This window comes from Lysinibacillus sp. NPDC097195 (genome assembly GCF_044762075.1).
In the GTDB taxonomy this organism is placed as follows: domain Bacteria; phylum Bacillota; class Bacilli; order Bacillales_A; family Planococcaceae; genus Lysinibacillus.
This window is the reverse complement of the sequence record NZ_JBIWDP010000001.1, coordinates 1,843,946-1,859,804: the sequence shown is the minus strand read 5'-3', so window position 1 is coordinate 1,859,804 and position 15,859 is coordinate 1,843,946. Positions and strand designations below refer to the sequence as shown.

18 protein-coding genes are annotated in these 15,859 nt (G+C 34.5%); 8 read left to right on the top strand and 10 right to left on the bottom strand.

The genetic code is table 11. From position 1 onward, the window contains the following. Positions 1 to 101: 101 nt before the first annotated feature. On the bottom strand, positions 102 to 1,469 hold the full coding sequence (gene guaD / locus ACIQXI_RS09600; protein ID WP_402923893.1) for a guanine deaminase: 1,368 nt from the start codon (positions 1,467 to 1,469) through the stop codon (positions 102 to 104). A gap of 350 nt (positions 1,470 to 1,819) precedes the next feature. Between guaD and ACIQXI_RS09595 the strand changes: the two genes are divergently transcribed. From ACIQXI_RS09595 to ACIQXI_RS09580, 4 genes are all read left to right on the top strand, one after another. Next, positions 1,820 to 2,461 carry a hypothetical protein gene (locus tag ACIQXI_RS09595; protein WP_402923891.1) on the top strand — a complete coding sequence of 214 codons (642 nt, stop codon included), beginning with the start codon at positions 1,820 to 1,822 and terminating at the stop codon, positions 2,459 to 2,461. A 233-nt stretch (positions 2,462 to 2,694) separates the two neighbouring features. Next, positions 2,695 to 3,900, top strand: coding sequence for a YbfB/YjiJ family MFS transporter (locus ACIQXI_RS09590; RefSeq protein WP_402923888.1), 1,206 nt, complete (start codon positions 2,695 to 2,697; stop codon positions 3,898 to 3,900). A gap of 49 nt (positions 3,901 to 3,949) precedes the next feature. Then, entirely contained in the window at positions 3,950 to 4,624 is a 675-nt protein-coding gene (locus ACIQXI_RS09585) for an HAD family hydrolase (protein ID WP_402923885.1), read from the top strand. Positions 4,625 to 4,736: 112 nt separating this feature from the next. Then, positions 4,737 to 5,810 carry an Rpn family recombination-promoting nuclease/putative transposase gene (locus ACIQXI_RS09580; RefSeq protein ID WP_402923883.1) on the top strand — a complete coding sequence of 358 codons (1,074 nt, stop codon included), beginning with the start codon at positions 4,737 to 4,739 and terminating at the stop codon, positions 5,808 to 5,810. A 27-nt stretch (positions 5,811 to 5,837) separates the two neighbouring features. Here the strand turns inward: ACIQXI_RS09580 and ACIQXI_RS09575 are convergent, their stop codons facing one another. The 3 genes from ACIQXI_RS09575 to ACIQXI_RS09565 form a co-directional block, all read right to left on the bottom strand. After that, complete coding sequence (locus ACIQXI_RS09575; RefSeq protein WP_402923881.1) at positions 5,838 to 6,554, bottom strand: ABC transporter permease; 717 nt, start codon at positions 6,552 to 6,554, stop codon at positions 5,838 to 5,840. 13 nt (positions 6,555 to 6,567) lie between these two features. Next, positions 6,568 to 7,440, bottom strand: a complete 873-nt coding sequence (locus tag ACIQXI_RS09570; RefSeq protein ID WP_402923878.1) for an ABC transporter ATP-binding protein — start codon at positions 7,438 to 7,440, stop codon at positions 6,568 to 6,570. A 183-nt stretch (positions 7,441 to 7,623) separates the two neighbouring features. Next, the gene (locus ACIQXI_RS09565) at positions 7,624 to 8,517 is read right to left on the bottom strand and encodes a hypothetical protein (protein WP_402923876.1); all 894 of its coding nucleotides are present in this window, start codon (positions 8,515 to 8,517) and stop codon (positions 7,624 to 7,626) included. Between the two features lie 227 nt (positions 8,518 to 8,744). Between ACIQXI_RS09565 and ACIQXI_RS09560 the strand changes: the two genes are divergently transcribed. Next, entirely contained in the window at positions 8,745 to 9,239 is a 495-nt protein-coding gene (locus ACIQXI_RS09560; protein WP_402923873.1) for an NUDIX domain-containing protein, read from the top strand. Here the strand turns inward: ACIQXI_RS09560 and ACIQXI_RS09555 are convergent. The 6 genes from ACIQXI_RS09555 to ACIQXI_RS09530 form a co-directional block, all read right to left on the bottom strand. Beyond that, the gene (locus ACIQXI_RS09555; RefSeq protein WP_402923871.1) at positions 9,231 to 9,539 is read right to left on the bottom strand and encodes a hypothetical protein; all 309 of its coding nucleotides are present in this window, start codon (positions 9,537 to 9,539) and stop codon (positions 9,231 to 9,233) included. The genes ACIQXI_RS09560 and ACIQXI_RS09555 overlap by 9 nt on opposite strands. 109 nt (positions 9,540 to 9,648) lie before the next feature. Next, positions 9,649 to 10,509: a YitT family protein gene (locus tag ACIQXI_RS09550; protein WP_402923868.1), complete on the bottom strand. Its 861-nt coding sequence runs from the start codon at positions 10,507 to 10,509 to the stop codon at positions 9,649 to 9,651. A 44-nt stretch (positions 10,510 to 10,553) separates the two neighbouring features. Continuing rightward, positions 10,554 to 11,090 carry a helix-turn-helix domain-containing protein gene (locus ACIQXI_RS09545; RefSeq protein ID WP_402923865.1) on the bottom strand — a complete coding sequence of 179 codons (537 nt, stop codon included), beginning with the start codon at positions 11,088 to 11,090 and terminating at the stop codon, positions 10,554 to 10,556. Positions 11,091 to 11,326: 236 nt separating this feature from the next. Beyond that, the gene (locus tag ACIQXI_RS09540; protein WP_402925782.1) at positions 11,327 to 11,500 is read right to left on the bottom strand and encodes a hypothetical protein; all 174 of its coding nucleotides are present in this window, start codon (positions 11,498 to 11,500) and stop codon (positions 11,327 to 11,329) included. Continuing rightward, positions 11,484 to 12,911: a recombinase family protein gene (locus ACIQXI_RS09535; protein ID WP_402923863.1), complete on the bottom strand. Its 1,428-nt coding sequence runs from the start codon at positions 12,909 to 12,911 to the stop codon at positions 11,484 to 11,486. The genes ACIQXI_RS09540 and ACIQXI_RS09535 overlap by 17 nt, the downstream gene beginning before the upstream one ends. A gap of 248 nt (positions 12,912 to 13,159) precedes the next feature. After that, positions 13,160 to 13,795 (bottom strand): hypothetical protein, encoded by a 636-nt coding sequence (locus ACIQXI_RS09530; protein ID WP_402923861.1) that lies wholly within the window; start codon positions 13,793 to 13,795, stop codon positions 13,160 to 13,162. A gap of 182 nt (positions 13,796 to 13,977) precedes the next feature. On the opposite strand from ACIQXI_RS09530, the gene ACIQXI_RS09525 reads away from it, so the two are divergent. From ACIQXI_RS09525 to ACIQXI_RS09515, 3 genes are all read left to right on the top strand, one after another. Beyond that, positions 13,978 to 14,124: a hypothetical protein gene (locus ACIQXI_RS09525; protein WP_402923858.1), complete on the top strand. Its 147-nt coding sequence runs from the start codon at positions 13,978 to 13,980 to the stop codon at positions 14,122 to 14,124. 274 nt (positions 14,125 to 14,398) lie between these two features. Beyond that, entirely contained in the window at positions 14,399 to 15,133 is a 735-nt protein-coding gene (locus ACIQXI_RS09520) for a hypothetical protein (protein WP_402923856.1), read from the top strand. A gap of 234 nt (positions 15,134 to 15,367) precedes the next feature. Then, complete coding sequence (locus tag ACIQXI_RS09515) at positions 15,368 to 15,634, top strand: hypothetical protein (RefSeq protein ID WP_402923854.1); 267 nt, start codon at positions 15,368 to 15,370, stop codon at positions 15,632 to 15,634. Positions 15,635 to 15,859: the final 225 nt, after the last annotated feature.

Sequence of the window (15,859 nt, the reverse complement as noted above, 5' to 3'; positions counted from 1 at the left end):
CAAAATTTAAGTTTTTATATGATGATTAGTATTAAAACCTGATGTTAGTTCATAATCTTCAACTGCTTTGGTGAAGAGAAAGAAGTGCTTGTGTTTCTTAATTAAGCTCTTTCGTGAACTTTCGTACCTTGTACCCACACTTCACGAATATTTTCAGGACGTACTAAGTACATGATTTTTTGGAAGATATCGATTAAGGCTTCATTGTTATCATAGATTGGCAGTTTGGCAGTTGCGATTTTTGTATCGATTACTTGAACATCCCACGTATAGTTTTCTTGTAAACGACCAACTGGCAGACTTAAACTTTCACCACCGCCAGCTGTTGCCAAATAAAATGCTTCATTAATTGTAATACGTGAATTTGGCACGCCACGCTTTTCAGCAGATAGTGATGTATCAACACCATCTTCTAGCATTCTAGATGACATAACAGCTTGTCTTGCATTATCGAAAAGACTAGGAGAAAAGCCACCTGAAATATCTGAACCTAAACCAATGTCCACACCTTTTGCATGGAAGCGGGCGATTGGAATAACGCTGTTCGCAAAATAGGCGTTTGAGATTGGACAATGTCCGATCGCTGTACCTGTTTCAGCAAATAATTCTGCATCGTCATCGTTTAAGAAATTACAATGAGCCATCACGGATTTATCACCTAATAGACCAAAATCATGTAAAGCAAAGGCATCATTTTTGTTAAAGCGGTCTTGCACATAACCATGTTCCCAATCACTTTCACTACAGTGAGATTGGATATGCGTATCGTATTTAGCAGCTAATTCTCCTAAACCTTTTAAAGCACCATCTGTACAACTTGGAATAAAACGAGGTGTTACAACTGGATAAACGCCTTGTTTAGTTGTTTTCGCTAATTCTTTAACAGCTACAATAAATTCTTCTGTGTCTGCTAACGCCGTAGCTGTGTTTGCATCACGATAAAAATCAGGGTTTTGTTCAGGATCATCCATAACAACTTTGCCGACTAAACCTCGTTGGCCTTTTTTTGCACAAATTTCAGCTAATAATAAGCTTGCTTCTTTATGCACGGTTGCGAAGTATAACGATGTCGTTGTGCCATTCGCAAGAAGAGTACTAACTAAATCTTCATAGACTTCTTTGGCAAATGCTAAATCAGAGAACTTCGATTCAATTGGGAATGTATAGGTGTTTAGCCAATCATTTAGGGGGATGTCTAAAGCAGTTCCAGCTTGAGCCCATTGCGGAGCATGTACATGCAAATCGACAAAACCAGGGAAGAAATATTGTCCGTCTGCTAATTGGTGGAAGTTGTCTTTCCCTTGGTATGTATTTAATAATGTTTGATATTCAGCATGTTCTGGAGCAACTGCTTTTTCAATCATGCCGTCAGCGTTAATACAAAATAGATAATCTTTTAAAACTTGTACTTCTTTTGAAGACTTACTTGTAAAAGCAGTCCCTTTGAAAATTCGCGTATATTCAACCACGTTTTGCACCTCAATGTTCGTTTTTTAATGTCGGTAGGGAATATTATAGGACAAAAAAACTGTGAAGTCTATAAAAAAACGAATAAATTGCATTTTGAAATACATGTGTTCTATTAATTTTTTACAGCAATTTAATGGCATGGAAATTTATAGTTGGCGAAATCAAAAATAAAAATAGGGGGTTGGCAACTTAAAAATTTTTGAATAAAATATAGTTGAGAATTATTATCAATTAAAACCTCGCGCAAAAAAGGGAGGTAGCAGTATGGCCTTTTGAATCTAGGTAATTAGGTTATTCTAACTTTCACTGCTAGAATCACTATACTTACTAACAGAGAAAGGAGCATACTATGAAAAAAATAAGTAATGTATTCATTTTATTTGTAGTAGTTATAGGATTAGTAATCCCTAATTTTGCTTTGGCAGCAAGTGAGAATGAGCAAGATAATCCATTTGAATCCCCAGAAAAATATGTTATCTATCTAAAGTCATTTGGTGATACGTACGATGAATTCATTCAGCAATATAGTGAATTAGCGAAAGAAAAGCAAGAAGTAATTTTAGATGTTTTACAAAATGGTGGTAATTTTGACGTAGAGCTTACTGAAAACAGTATACAAAGCAATGAAAAACATAGATATACTAGAGCAACCGTACAAACGAGACCAGTATCATTTGATACAGATTTTAGATTATTCGGAATAACCTTTGTGAAAATTAGATTAGAAGGTAGATTTGAATATAGTAATCAAAGAGTAACCTCTGTACAGTATAAAAATGCTTACATTGTTCAGAACTTTGTTCCTTTAAGTGGTTTTGAAAGAACTTCGTTAGATGCGTATGTTAGTGATTGTAAATTTTATGCGAGTGCCGCATTTACAGCTTTTGTAGGTGCAAAAATAGGCGATAATGTTATTGGTGTGCGTCCAAGAACTTTTAACATTCAATTAAATTCTGATTATAGAGGGAATGTGAATGGGCATGCTTGGTAGAAAGGCTGTCGTTATAATAGGAATATGTTTGATTGTTTTTTTGCTCATTGTATTAATTATGATGAATTTAAAAGCTACTTAAAATCCTAGAAGACTCAAGTATAAATGCTTGAGTCTTTTTTTGTAGCTTGTAAAGTACCTAGTTTTAGAATATTGGAAAAATTTTATAAATATAATTGCTTTCTTAATGTGTATTAAGTATCCTTTTATTAACAAAAGGGGGAGCGGATACGATGAATCGTCATCACATGGGTGTCTTATTTGGTGGGGTATTATTGCTTGTCGTAGCGATGGGGATTAGCCGTTTTGCTTTTACGCCCATTTTACCGTATATGCGGGAGGATGTCGGCTTTTCCTTTAAGGTGGCTGGCTTTTTAGCTTCGAGTAATTATATTGGGTATTTTATTGGCGCATTATGGGCCGGATTTATTTATCGGCAAAAGAAAAATTTTTTACTTTGGAGCGTTGTGTTAAATATTATTTCTGTTGTCCTAATGGGGATAATAGAGATTTATAGTGTATGGCTTGTCTTACGCTTAGTTGCGGGGATTACAGGGGGACTTATTTTTGTTTTAACTTCTAGTATTATTATGGATTACTTAGCTAAACAGTTACTGACAAAATGGTCAGGTTATTTATTTAGTGGTATAGGGCTTGGTATTGCCATATCCGGGTTATTTGTACCAGTTATAGAAATACGTTTTGCGTGGCAAGGCACTTGGATTGGCTTAGGTATATTATCAGCACTATTTTTCGTGATTACGTTTATATTGTGGAGAAATTTACAAGTTCAAGATAGTGTGAAAGTGGTTAATACGTCTGAGGCAAAATTGTCACGTGGTTTTATGCCTTGGCTTATTGCTGCATATGGACTTGAGGGGCTTGGCTATATTATAACAGGAACATTTTTAGTGGACATTATTCATAACATTCCTTCACTTCAGGCTTATTCTTCTTATAGCTGGGTCATTGTTGGTGTAGCGGCCATTCCATCTGCTCCAGTGTGGACAGTTTTATTAGAAAAGTTTTCAGCAATTAAAATTTTGTTTGTGGCATACATATTACAAGTGCTAGGGATATTGTTACCGGTATTTTCACAAACAGTATGGAGTGTATTGTTATCTTCATTTTTATTTGGATTAACATTCGTTGGCATTGTCACATTAACAACTGCCTATGCGAGACAACTTTTTCCAACACAGAGTGGCCCAGTTGTTTCTTTGTTGACAACATTTTATGCATTTGGACAAATTATCGGACCAATGATTGCTGGACAGCTTGTAGTAATTTACAGCAGCTATAAAGCAGCACTTATTTTTGCAGGCGGTATTGTACTGTTAGGGTTGCTCGTAATGCTATCCGGTAAATGGATTGTGATGAAGCAACAGGAAAAAATAGCGAAATTAAATGTACAGTCCACCGGTGCCAGACACCCATAATATTCAGAATTGTTTGCGTGCCTGTCACCCTAAAAAGGAGGGAAATACTATGATTGAAGCAGTGTTATTTGACTTAGATGGTACATTGTTAGATAGAGAGAAATCTTTGATTGCATTTGTTTCACATCAATATGATCGATTAGCTCCTAAACTTTCAAATATCTCAAAAGAGCTCTATATAAGTCGTTTTATTGATTTGGATAAAAACGGCTACGTATGGAAAGATATAGTTTATGATCAATTAATCCAAGAATTTCATTTAACAGACTGTACAGTAAAAGAGTTGCTTGATGATTACGTAATAAATTTTAAGCATTATTGTATCCCCTTCCGGTATCTGCATCAAATGCTTAATGAATTAACGCAACTGAATATCAAAATCGGTATGATTACAAATGGATTCGGACAGTTTCAACTTGATAATATCCAAGCGCTTGGCATTGAACATAAATTTGATGTAATTTTGATTTCTGAATGGGAGGGTTTGAAGAAGCCAAATCCTGAAATTTTCAACCGAGCTTTAGCTAAATTACAAGTTAGTGCAACCAATAGTATGTTTGTAGGAGATCATGCAATTAATGATATTGAAGCTGCTCAAAACATGGGAATGAAAGCAGTGTGGAAAAGAAATGATGCAAGTCCAACGCAAAAAGCAGATTATATTATTCACGAATTAGATGAAATTCCAATGCTCGTGCAACAATTGGTTACTAGTCAAAAGTAAAGGTGCCAGGCACACGAAATATTCAGAATTGTTTGGGTGCCTGGCACCCTTTTTATTTTTTCCTAATTCGACAAAATGTTATAATTGAGGTAAATCAATTGGAGTGATGCGAATGAGTGTAAAGACTTTACGTAAAATCCCACTTGAAAAATTTGTCGATTTAAAAGTAGATTATGCATTTAAACAATTTTTTGGCACAGAGCAGAATAAAAACATTACGAAAGTCTTCTTAAATGCCCTATTAAATCGTACAGGTCACCATGCTATTAATGAAATATCTTTTATGAGCCAAGAGTTTAGTGGTGAATATGTAGATGATAAACAATCAAGACTAGATATATTAGTGAAAACACAAGAGAATATTTTTATAAATGTAGAAATTCAACTAACAAATAAATACGATATGATAAAGCGAACGTTGTATTATTGGTCAAGAATTTATACCTCGCAGCTTCAAAGGGGGATGGGGTACCATAATTTACGACCTACTATAACTATTAATATTTGTAATTATAGTTTGTTTAATCAAACAGATAAATATCATTCTATTTTCCAACTACATGACACTCAAGAGAAGTTTAAAATGGATGATGTGCTTGAAATTCATTTTATCGACATGCATAAATTTATTCAGCAATGGTATGCAAAGAAATTAAATTCTTGTGAAGATATACTTGCTAAATGGTTAATGTTGCTTGGCATGGTAGATGGCCGTAAAAATAAAGTCTATGAAGAAATTTACTTGGAATTGGAGGAACTCGCTATGAAAGATGAAGAGTTATTCAATGCATTTAATGTTTGGCAAGATTTAAGTCAATCTCCTGAAGATTACTATGCCTATCATTCTAGACTGAAATTTATCCTTGATGAGGCAGCGAAGCTAGAAGATACTAAATATATTGCTGAAAAAGAAGGACTAGAAAAAGGGTTAGAAAGAGGTTTAAAACAAGGAATAGAACAAGGTTTAGTACAAGGGATAGAACAAGGAATAGAACAAGGAATAGAACAAGGATTAGAACAGGGATTAGAACAGGGACTAAAGCAGGGGATTAAACAAGGCGAAAAAAAGATGCAGAAGGAAATAGCGTTAAAATTATTACAAAGAAACAACGATATTGAAACAATTGCAGAGTTAACTGAGCTAACAGTTTCTGAAATACAGGAACTAAAAGAATTGCTTGGTTAAGTATAGGGTGCCAGGGACTCGAAATTTTCAGAATTGTTTGTGTACCTGGCACTTTTTGCGATTTAATATTAAGAAGAATAACTGTACTAGAAGCATGCTGTAGATAATAATCCACATAAAATGCACGTAATAAATGGCTGGAATTGTTTGAATGCTATCCTCGGCAGTCATTATTTCCAAAGAAAGATGTACAGGTGGGAACAGCCAGATAAGTCCTTTTATTTTATTTTTCAAGGCAATAATAGCTATGGAAATGATCAATGTACTAAGAACACCCCACCAAGTATTTTGTTTGTTTATGACCAATTCCCTAGTGAACAGGGAAGAGAGTGCAATAGCAAGTATCGATAGGGTAAAGTGAGCTAGAACGCCCAATAGTATATGTAAAGTTTTTGGTTTGGCACCAAATGCATCAATTACAATCGGGTAAATAACTGCTATCAAGCTCAAACAAAATCCAATACCTATACAAAAAATATACAGCGCGCTAAAATACGCTTTTTGCCCCTTAGAATGAAGAATAGTAATTACTTTCTGTCCTTCATCCTCTGCATGGAATATTGTTACTGTAAACCAGCCCATTAGCAAGAAGAGCAGTGTCGAGGTAAATGAATAACTATCCAATATCGGGTTTGGCACAAATGCATAATTGACTACTATACATAAAATGAAAATGAAGAAGGGCGGAATATATTTATAAGATCTTAAGTAGTTAATCAATTGATAGTGCAATAAACTAATCATTTCGAGGAACCTCCTAAAAATAAGTATCAAATTGTTCCTTCTTTGGATTTAGGGGTATGAGCTGCTTAATGGAAGCATTAGACTGAAGTACTGCCAGCAAAATTTTGTCTGTATCAGTTTTACTAACCGTTACTGTTAACTCTTGATTCCCATTATATAAGGTGCGTATTTGTTTAATTTGGATAAGAGGAAGAAATTCATCGATTGAATTTTTATTTGGCAATTCAAAAACTAATTGATTACTTTGAATAATTGGTTCCGAGGCCATTTGTAATACACGACCACCTTGTATTAATAAAACCCGGTCAACAACATTTTCCAATAATTTTGTTTCGTGGCAAGTTAAAATAATACTGTAGCCATTTTCTTTTAAAGACAAAAGGGTATTTTCTAAATCGTGTTGGGCTCGTGGATCTAGGCCAGATAAAGGTTCGTCCAAAATCAGAAGCTTTGTATCTTCAAGCATGGCTTGCATAATCATAATTTTTTGCTTCATGCCTTTTGACAATTGGTTCATTCTTGTTGAACGGGCTTCATTCATATTAAACAAAATAAATAAGTCATTTATTTTTTGTTGTAAAGACTGTTTAGATAAACCACTAATTTTACCCATATGAAAAAGATACTCTTCCGGTGTGAAAAATACATGAGAAGGAGCGACTTCAGGTACATAGCCAATTTTTAAAGTTGGAACATATTTGATTACTTCTCCAAAATCACACTCTTCTATGCCTCCTATAATTTTTAGTAGCGTACTCTTGCCCGAGCCATTTTTTCCTACAAGTGCTACAATTTCCTCAGAATAAATGGAAAATGATATATTGTCTAAAACTTTCTTAGCGTTATATTGTTTAGCTATGTTTTGTACTTCCATGATGATATTCATTGGGACACACCTTTTTGTCATATTATTGAGTCTATTATAAAGGAAATTGTTGTAAAATACTTCTTTTAAATGGTTTTTAAACCTATTTTTTATAAAGATTTAACAAAAAAATCTGCCTATAATTGTAGGCAGAGCAAGTTATATAGGTGCCTGACACTCAAACAATTCTGAATTGTTTGAGTGTCAGGCACCGTAATACGTATTGAGTGCAGCTTCTAAGCGCTCTTCTAAATGTTGTGATATATAGCCAAACACAAACTGCTCTTTTTCCATTTCAATTTGCGAGGCTCTAAAAATTTTGGCGAAAAACCCTGCCTTTTTCTCTAAAGCAAATAGCTGGAGTGCCTCTGTGCGTAAAGTTGAAACGATTTCATTTTCAATATGGCGCTCACGAATTTTTTTGACTATATCTTTTACACTACCTTCTTGTAATTCTTGCATTTGCTTTTGAAGATTTTCGTTTATATGTTTAAGTTCTGTTGTTTCATTTTGAATAATCTCGATTTGCCGGCTAGATTCAGAAGAGAGCATCTGTTGAGCTAAAAAATCGTGGTTGATAGAAATATGCAATGTGCCTTGTGATTCATTTGGTTCCATATGAAATAAACCCGTTTGAATCATTTGCTGTAAAACACTGCCAAGGACATCGACTTTGTTAGTTAAATTATCTGTTGAATCAAGCGTTGTGGCAGTAATTTGATGCTTAATCTGTTGAGCGTTGTCATCAATACCTAGAAGAAGTTTTAGGCCTTTTACACGATATTCGTCCTTCAACAGCAGTATCATCCGAAGGCGTAAAATGGCAGGGAGGTCCAATCGAATCGTAGGTATTAGATTGGTTGCGCTATCAAAAATATATTGTTCAAAAGGTTTGATGTAATAACGGAGCATGGCATCAGTTATGTCGAACCAACCTGCAACCTCCGAAATACTATAATGTTGCGTTTCATCGATATGTGTTAAATAGTTATCACCATAAAGTGTTTCTACTAATGGTGTATGTTTTAGAACGATAAACAATGGATCATGTTGCACAATTCCTAGTACCAACGTTTTTGCATCACTTATTTCAAGCATTCCTACACCCCACTTTATTTTTCAAAATATCCCTATTAGCTTTCTATTCAAATAAAGTCGAATGTATGCCTATTTATATAGAGAAATTACAGGATTCTAAAAAAATCGTAGTTTCCTAAGTGAGATTTTTAGTTGTATTGTCATTCAATTGAAAAAGGGATTTGTAAAATAATATCGAATGAGAATATAAGGTAAAATTTTGAAAAGAAATAAAGCGGGGGAGAAACATGCAAACTATTTATGTTGATTGGAATGGTGGCAATGTAAAGCTTACTTGGATGCCTCAAATGAAATTAACTAAATCATTAATTGTGACAAGCGTTCATGCAGTATGTATGAAAGATGGGTATGTACTATTAAGTCATATAAAACAGCGAGGTTTTAATTACCCAGGAGGACATGTAGAACCTGGGGAAGAATTGATGGATGCGTTATTACGAGAAACATATGAAGAGGGATACGTAAGGGGAACAATTCAATACTTAGGTTTAATTGAAGTAAGTCATAAAGAAAATCCATTATTTAATCCAAATGGTAAATATCCTGAAGTTGGTTATCAGGCTTTTTATAGAATGGATGTCCAAGAATCTTTACCTTTTCTCCGAGAACATGAAGCAAACGCTAGAATTTGGGTGGAGCCAGCTGAAGTACCATTTGTAATTAATGACCATGTACTAACAAAAGTAATTTTAGAAGAAGCATTAGCTATAGATTTACTTTAATAATGGGTGTATGGAAATCATGTGATTGCATTGTAGCTGCTCATTGAGCATGTCTTGCATCTTAGCAAAGATCACATTGTCTCTTATTAAAATTTGTAGTTCAGTACATTTATACTGACTTTGGTATTCACGAATATATTGTGTGATAATTGGTAAATTGTCACTGTTTTTAATTTCTACTTCCACAAAAAACGGCAATGTTACTTGCGGAGGGGAAATACAACCACGTCGAATCCAAATAGCTTCATTTACATAATAACGAATAGGTAATTGGCGGTCACTTGCTATAAATAAGTCCATTTTGGTCACCTTCTAATAAATTATTTTATACTAACTATAGGTTCTGGAGGTTTAATTGTCGTGTAATCTAAAAAAGTAAGCAAGGAAATACTCTTGCTTACTTTTGGTATTAGTGAATATCGCGTTTTTTGAAATTACCACCGCGCACTTCTGAAACATCAGAAATAACGACGAAAGCACTGCTATCAATATCTTTAATAATTGTCACAAGTTTATTTTCTTCCATACGGTTAATGACGCAGTTTAAAATTTCAGTTGGTTCATTTGAAAAGCCACCGCGCCCTTGTGTATAAGTAACACCACGTCCTAGACGAGCTTGAATGGCGTCACCAATCTCTTCTGATTTTGCACTGACGACACGGACATCTTTAGATTTTTCTAAACCGACTTGAATAATATCAATAACGTTTTTCGCAATATAGTAAGTTAAAGCTGAGTATAATGCGCTTTCTAAACCGAAAATAAAACTTGCCCCTAAGAAAATAAAGGCATTGATAAATAAGATAATATCGCCGACTGAAAATGGAATTTTACGTGATAATAGTACGGCTAAAACTTCAGAGCCATCTAAAGCGCCACCATTACGTAATACAATACCAATACCAATTCCAAGTAACATACCACCCGATAAGACAATTAATAAAGGATCTTCTGGACCTAAAATTGTTTTTACATTATGTAAAAGCACTGTGGAAATCGATAATGCTGCGATTCCGGCGCTACTCATTAATGCAAATGTTTTTCCTACTTGTTTATAACCGATGTAAATAAATGGGATGTTAAGTACGAAGAGCAGTACCCCTAATGGTAAGCCAAATAGGTGGGCACCCATAATACTAAGACCTGTTACGCCACCATCAATAACATTGTTCGGTATTAATACTGCCTCAAGCCCATAGGCTGCGATGACAGCACCAATAATAATCATAATAAATTTTCGTACATTTTCAACTGACTTGCCTTTTTTCATAAATCTTCTCCATTTCCTCACAATTTAAATCCAGTTAGTGTATCTTAAGATTTTGGAATAATATTTACTGCGATAGTTTTAATTTCAGTCGTATTGCTTGAATCGGACATATGATAATATCTCGTTAACAAATCATTTAAATCATGTTGAAAGTTATCAAACTGCTCCTTTGTTAAGGATAAATCAAGTAATGAAAAGGTTACTGAATCTTCTACATAGTCTTCGTCAAATAAGTTTAAATAATTTTGATATTGAGACAATAATGCTAATTGATAGTAAGAAATATAGTTTAATTTTTGCTTTTTCGTTAGTTTAGACCACTCCTCTGCGTTTATTTTGGCTGCACCTTCATTTAAAGCATAAAACTTTTCCGTAACTGAACGAACTTTTCGCTCTTTCACAATTTTAATAACGTTTTCGTCTACCAATATTTGGATGTGACGATATAAAGTAGCTTGCGGTACATCTTTTATAACTGAAATCATCTCTAATGTGCTCAAGCCATCTTCTGTATTATGCATCAGTGCTTGTAAAATTTTCATTCTCACTGGATGCATTAAAACCTCCACTTTATTGCGCATCAATGAGCCTCCAATCTTTTGAATCGATATAGTATGAATGGAATAACCTCAATGTTATCAAAGTGAGAACATTATCAAAAAATATATTATATTTTTGAAAAGATGTACAGTAAAAAGCATAAGGAATTTTAAATAATTTAGTTGAGGAACTTGAATTACGTTTATTTAGATCATTATGTACAAAATAAAACGATGAACAATCATACTGTCCATCGTTTTTTACCATTTGGCTTTCATTAAATTAAAAATAACGCAACAATGGTCGTTACAATAAGTCCAATTGCTACTGGCAATAAATTGCGCCTTGCAAGCTCAAATGGACTGACGTTACAAATAGCAGCTGCAGGGATGAGTGCCCATGGTATTAGTGTACCACCACCCATAAAAGACATATTATTTAGCTGTAACAATGGTAATTTCTCTAGCTTGTTTACTGCTCGTATAATCATCCTTTGTATCAACGACTAGTTGTTCGAAGATGGTGGTCATTAACTGCTTGCGTTCGTCATCATCTGCATTCATCCATAAAGTATCGATATTGCGTATAATTGCCCGAATTTCCTCATGATGGGGAGTGTCTTGTTGCTGTATTTTGTTGAGCTTTGCAACAATTTCTTTTTCTTTATGACGCAATTTTTCACTTTCACGAATTAATTCATTTATACCAATAATATCGTGTTCAAACATCGTTTTTTTCTTGTGTAAAAGTCTTTGCACAACAGCTAATTCCTGTTGTAATGCAGTCAGTTGTGCCGCTGGAAAAGTGGCATCGCCTTCATTACTTGAAAAATGGCCACCGACTAAATCATCCCATTGCGTAAAAATGGTTTGCACTAAATTGCTTTCCAAAATCATATGACTGGTACAAGCTTTGCCAGCTTTCTTGCCAGAACAACGGTACGTTTTTTTCTTGCCTGCTTTATGACCGGACATCGAGTGACCACAGCGCGCGCACTTTAAAAGCGAGGAAAAATAGTAATTGCTCGTTTCACGCTTTCCGCCTAATGTTCTACGCTTATCGAGCAAATCTTGAAGTGCCCAAAATTCATCACGATCGATAATGCGATTATGATTACCTTCAAATAGTACCCGTTCACGAGGTGGTTTTTTTATGTCTTTCGGATTCAAGCTAAACATTAAATAACCAGCGTATGTCGGATTATTGGCAATATCCCGCACACTATCGACATGCCATTGTCCACCTTTTCGAGTAGGGACGCCTTTATTCGTTAATTGCCGGGCAATTGTGTAAAACCCCAATGATTTCGCTAACGTAAATATTTCCTTTACAATTTGCGCTTCATCTTCCTGAATCATTAATTCACCATCTTCTACTTGATAGCCGTAGGGAGGGGTACCACCTTTCCAGAAGCCCAGCTTTACTTTCTTTTCCATACCAAAACGTACTCGTTCAGCGGTATTTTCCCGCTCCCATTGCGCAATCGCCGCTACAAGTGTAATAAACAAGCGACCCATTGCATTTGTCGTATCGTACACTTCAGTAGCAGATTTAAACTTACATTCGTATTGCTCTAATTCAGCTAAAATCGTATGCAAATCAGGCACTGAGCGTGTTAAACGATCAAGTTTATAGACAAGTAAAACATCAATGCCCCCTTGTTGAACACGCTCTAGCATCGCTTGAAAATGGGGTCGGTGTAAATCTTTAGCAGAATAGCCATCATCGATGTAAGGCGACTCAACAATGTCCCATCCTTGTGACACACAATAGGCCTCTAACTTTTCTATTTGTGCAGCGATTGAAAACCCATGCTTCGCCTGTTCGTCGGTACTGACGCGAACATAGATGACGCATTTCATAGATTACTCCTCCTTAGTAGGTTTCCTTTCTTTTATATATATTAATGAATTATGTTCGGACATCATGCTAAACATGAGTTATTTTTTATGTAGAATTATAATGTTTTAATAACGAAAAGAGCCTGTTCTAGTCACAGGCTCTTACCTTTAATTAAGAATGTAAACCTGGCCTATAGCTTAACGTGATTTAGTATTTTTAGATGTAATGTGGGAGATTAGATTTAGAGTACTGTAAACATTAGGGGAATTTAGCCTCTCCAAATATTTTCAAAAGTTTGGGCTTCAAGCTGAAGTGCTTGAAGAATTTTAGGGTTTGCTTGCGTGGCTACATGTAATTTAGCTGTTTTGACATTTAACACAGCAAATACAATATTTGGGGGATAAGGGTCTTTCGATTGAGCTTCTAACATTAATGTTAAGATGGGTTGAATATTACGTTCATTTATTTTTTCCGTGTTCCCTTTAAAAAATAATTTGATTAAGTGGGGGACACCGTCAATTACTAAACCGAGTTCCGGTGAAGAACGCACAACTAAGCCATTAGTAGATGTCCACGTGGATTTAGGTGGATCAAACCATTCGATTTTTTTATTGCGTGTAAATTTTTTAAAAGCCTTGATTGCTTCAGTATAGGAATTTATTTTACGTTCGTGAACTTCAGTTAGTAATGAATCTAATTGATCAAGAGACTGTTTTTGCTCATAGCACCATTTAATGCGTTCTCGTAATTGCTTCCAATGATCTTTTACTGGATGATAATCGCCTTGATTTTTAATGTCATTAATTTTGTTCATCTTTGCCAACATGGTTTGCCTAACAGTAAAATCAATAAATTGTGTTAACCCGACAGAAAATTTCACATTTTCTAATGTCGAAATTTTCAATCACCTTCCTTTCTACAATCATTTTAACAGAAAAGGTCTCCCATAGGGATGTTAAATTGGTACTTGTAGATAAACTTTATTAGTCGTGACGTGTGCGAATACTTATTAATCTAAATAGAAATTCTCTGGACGAAAGTGACAAGCCCATTCGACATATTCTGATACAAAGGAGTGTGGAAATAATGGCAGTCAAAATGACTGAAGATAAGGTTCGTAAATTGTTGCCGATTATTGAAAGTATTCTGTCGCGGGAATACGGAAGGAAGGTAACACTAAAAGACTTAACAGTGGGGGGGATTACGGTTTACAAAAATGATTACGCGAATTAGCGCAATCACACAGACCTTTAATAAAAAATTCCCCCTGTTTTCTCTAACGATATCTTATTACCTGCAATATCGTAATTTAGTGTGGAATATTTAGACTAAATGATAATAAAAAAACATTGTTTTGAAACTTGATTAAAAGGGTAGTGAGGTAAAAATACATTATGGAAAAACAATCTACTTTTGATATATTTTTGACATTCTATATTTCTATTGATAAAATATTACGATATTAGTAGAAAAAGTAATTAATATAAAACAGAGTAGGAGGAGCAAAATGAACAAATTATTTTTTGTGTTTGTAGCAGCATTACTGTTGGCGATAGTGAATCCAACAAAATCAGAGGCAATTAGGTTTGATGGAGCCGAGGTGCATAAAGATCAAACGGGGAAAATGACGTTTACAAAAGATGTTAAGATTTATAAGAAAAATGAAGATGGTACGTTTGATTCGTTAGTGGTGAAGCGCAATAATTATTTTAAAACGTATGAAATTGAAAAATATGATGGCAAAACATTTTATCAAATGGGACCATATCGGGTACAAGCTTCAAATCTAGTAGTTTTTAAAGAGATACCGATGAAAATCCGCGCATCTTTCTATGCAAATGTAACGTATATCAATATCAACCGTAACAGCGGAGAATATGGCAAAATCTTTACGGAATGGCGTGATACTTCCATCTCAGATATGAATGGTGATCAAATGTTGAGATATTGTGAGGACACTGGAAATGGCTTGAAATGTGAAAAGCATTATCCTGGTTCAGATATGAAAGTTCTTGATACAAAATTTAAAAAAGCCGGTGTTCGTTATGAAGTAACGGTAGACTCTGAAGCGAAAACCTATCCATTAGAAGGTTCTAAAACGGAAAAAGCACTGCCAAAAGGTAGCATAGTATATTCAGTAAGTGATTCCATTAATGCATTTCTATGTGTAAAAGAAGATCTAGAAGCAAAAGACGAAAAATGTACTTGGCTTCCTATAGGTATTTTAAAACCGATTTATTAACGTGCTGAATTAGTAGGTAAAACATACTTATATAGTGTAAAGCCCAGGAACTCAAAGATTTTGAGCCTGGGCTTTATTTTGTTGAATTATTAGAGTTTGTTTGTGGAAATGGTTTCCAGAACGAGAGAGGGTAGGGTAATATTAGAGGTAATACAAAAAAACATTGTTTTGTGAAATATAAATAATTTTATTAACCAAACGAATTACAATACGAATAGATTGGAGGAAGAAAAAGTGACAAAAAATAAATTAAAGAGTTTAGTTACTTTAGGTTCTGTAATCACTGCGGTTGGTTTTATCATTCTTTTTTTAAGTGTTGACATTGGATTATCCCTTGCTGAAGGTTGGTTAGATAGACGAGGTGGGTTGGACACTACATTATACCTTATTGGAAATGAAGGTTTTATTAAAAGTACCCAAGCTGTTGGAAGCATTCTTTTTGGGATTGGACTCTCCACCATTATTTTTGCTTATTATAAAATACTGAATATGAACGAATAGAATTATAAATAGTGTTTTAATCAACCAGTTTGGTATTACGTGGGGATGTCTTACAATGCTTCGTAATATCTTCTTCATAAGAAAGCTTTAGATTTAACACCAGTTAAAAAAACGTTAACTATTCCTAGCTATTTAAATGATTTAGGTATAAAACAAGGTATAAACTTTTCCCAAACTTTGACGGATGCTTTAAAAGATAAATTAGTATAATAAATATACAAAGTA

Excerpts from the sequence above, each read along its gene's own strand:
- ACIQXI_RS09585 (WP_402923885.1), top strand. The coding sequence starts at position 3,950 with ATGATTGAAGCAGTGTTATTTGACTTAGATGGTACATTGTTAGATAGA.
- ACIQXI_RS09520 (WP_402923856.1), top strand. The coding sequence starts at position 14,399 with ATGAACAAATTATTTTTTGTGTTTGTAGCAGCATTACTGTTGGCGATA.
- ACIQXI_RS09545 (WP_402923865.1), bottom strand. The coding sequence starts at position 11,090 with ATGCGCAATAAAGTGGAGGTTTTAATGCATCCAGTGAGAATGAAAATT.
- ACIQXI_RS09525 (WP_402923858.1), top strand. The coding sequence starts at position 13,978 with ATGGCAGTCAAAATGACTGAAGATAAGGTTCGTAAATTGTTGCCGATT.
- ACIQXI_RS09580 (WP_402923883.1), top strand. The coding sequence starts at position 4,737 with ATGAGTGTAAAGACTTTACGTAAAATCCCACTTGAAAAATTTGTCGAT.
- ACIQXI_RS09555 (WP_402923871.1), bottom strand. The coding sequence starts at position 9,539 with ATGGACTTATTTATAGCAAGTGACCGCCAATTACCTATTCGTTATTAT.
- ACIQXI_RS09560 (WP_402923873.1), top strand. The coding sequence starts at position 8,745 with ATGCAAACTATTTATGTTGATTGGAATGGTGGCAATGTAAAGCTTACT.
- ACIQXI_RS09550 (WP_402923868.1), bottom strand. The coding sequence starts at position 10,509 with ATGAAAAAAGGCAAGTCAGTTGAAAATGTACGAAAATTTATTATGATT.
- ACIQXI_RS09535 (WP_402923863.1), bottom strand. The coding sequence starts at position 12,911 with ATGAAATGCGTCATCTATGTTCGCGTCAGTACCGACGAACAGGCGAAG.
- ACIQXI_RS09595 (WP_402923891.1), top strand. The coding sequence starts at position 1,820 with ATGAAAAAAATAAGTAATGTATTCATTTTATTTGTAGTAGTTATAGGA.
- ACIQXI_RS09590 (WP_402923888.1), top strand. The coding sequence starts at position 2,695 with ATGAATCGTCATCACATGGGTGTCTTATTTGGTGGGGTATTATTGCTT.
- ACIQXI_RS09575 (WP_402923881.1), bottom strand. The coding sequence starts at position 6,554 with ATGATTAGTTTATTGCACTATCAATTGATTAACTACTTAAGATCTTAT.
- ACIQXI_RS09565 (WP_402923876.1), bottom strand. The coding sequence starts at position 8,517 with ATGCTTGAAATAAGTGATGCAAAAACGTTGGTACTAGGAATTGTGCAA.
- ACIQXI_RS09570 (WP_402923878.1), bottom strand. The coding sequence starts at position 7,440 with ATGAATATCATCATGGAAGTACAAAACATAGCTAAACAATATAACGCT.